1 pseudogene is annotated in these 1770 nt (G+C 71.6%); it reads right to left on the bottom strand.

Annotated elements, in window-relative coordinates:
- Nucleotides 1-1727 (bottom strand): annotated as a pseudogene (locus tag D4740_RS12635) (hypothetical protein); the annotation flags it as partial.
- Nucleotides 1728-1770 lie beyond the last annotated feature (43 nt).

Raw genomic sequence — 1770 nt, 5'->3', positions numbered from 1 at the left:
CCAGACGGGGCACCCGCCTCAGCAGGGTCACCATCAGCACGGTGGCGGGCCGGGGCGCCCGCCTCAGCGGCACCGTCAGCGTCAGCCTCGTGGCGACCCCGCGCACCAGGCTCAGCAGGGTCACCATCAGCCTTGTGACGACCGGAGGAGGCCTCTGCATTGGCACCCTCACCACGGTCGTGACCAGCACGACCAGAGCCATCAGCACCACCACTGTCACCATCACCATCACTACGGTGGCGCCCAGAGGGGGCGCCCGCCTCAGCAGCATCACCGTCAGCGCCGTCCGCGTGGCGGCCCCGCGCGCCAGCCCCAGGAGCACCAGCACCGTCCGCGTCACCGCCGCGGTGGAGGGGGGCCTCCCCGCCGTCGGCCTGGCCGCTCCGGCCACCACCGTGGGAGGCAGACGGCTCCTGAGCCCCCTTGCCGACAGGCACCTCCTGGCCGGGCAGCTCCTGGCCCCGGCCACCGGTCCCGCCCCCGGCGTCCCCGCCGTGGGGGCCGTGACCGCGCTGGCCACCCACCTCCGGCAGGTCGTGCCCGCGCCCGACGTCCACCGAGTGCGGGGCAGGCACCTCCGGGGCCTGGGACCCGCCCCGGTGGCGGATACGGTCCATGAGGTCAGTCAGCCCGGTAAGGTCAAAGGCCTCGCCCACCAGCTGCGCTACCTTGCGCGCCCCCTTACTGAGCGCGGTGCCCACCGGGTCCATGAAGTCCGCGACCCGCTGGGCCACCACAGCAGCCCGCAGTGCCCTGGAGCCCTTCCCCAGGCGCGCCGCCCCCTTGCCGACAGCCCCCGCCCCCCTGGCAGCCGCACCCGCAGCACCGAAAGCCACCACCACTGCGAGGTCAGGCACCACGCTGCCCGCCGCCCGAGCAGGATCCTGCCCCCACATGTCCCACGCCACCAGACCCTTGCCCACCTCCTTCCAGGCCTCAGCCGCGGTCCCCCTCTGGAAGCTAAGGCCCCCGTCCTGGTCCCACGTCGCCCCTACCAGGCCCGCCAGACCCTGCCAGGTCTGCCTGGCGGTGTCACCACTGAAGCTGAAGACCCCCTCCTCCCCGCAGAACTCCACGCCGACAAGAGCCGCGATACCGTTGACCGTCCCACCGACACCGTCCACCACCAGGCCGTCCCACACGAAACGCTTGACCGCCGTCCCAGCCGACCTCAGACAGCTGTCCTGGCGGTCCACCCGCTCACCCCACGGCAGCCCCTCAGCACCCTTCATGTCCTCCGCCGAGTACCCGTAGGCCAGCTCACCCCCAGCCCCGGAGTCCACCTGGTAGGCAGCCAGCCCGTCCAGCGCCCGGATCGAGTTGGCGCACTCGCGCTCGGCCTCCCACATGTCCGCCTGGATCACCGAGGCCCGCTCAATGAACCCGTTGTTCCTGCTGACCAGGTCCTGGTCGTGGTCCCACTCCGGGTCCCCCGCGATCTCCTCCTTGAACGCCAGCACGTCCTCCTTGAGCGCCCGAGCCCGGGTCCTCAGCGACGACACCGTGTCAGCGAAGGTGGACAGCGCCGAGGCCACCGACTCGATACCCGTGGCCAGGGTGTCGGAGTCCTCAGCCACCGGGTCCATCGCCGCGTACAAGACCTCCTGCTCAGGAGCCCTGTAGCACACCTGCATCCCCGCCCACGTCGACTTGACCGACTCCCCCGCCGCCCGCAGGTCCCCCGCCCTCGTCTCAAGGTTGCTCGCAGCCGTGTCCAGCGACTCCACGTCAAACTCCAGACACGGGATCCTCGTCTCGTCAAACGGTGCC

The sequence above is a fragment of the Actinomyces sp. 2119 genome (assembly GCF_003591215.1).
In the GTDB taxonomy this organism is placed as follows: Bacteria; Actinomycetota; Actinomycetes; order Actinomycetales; family Actinomycetaceae; genus Actinomyces; species Actinomyces lilanjuaniae.
The sequence above is the reverse complement of the archived record's forward strand: the minus strand, read 5'-3'. Positions and strand labels throughout refer to the sequence as shown.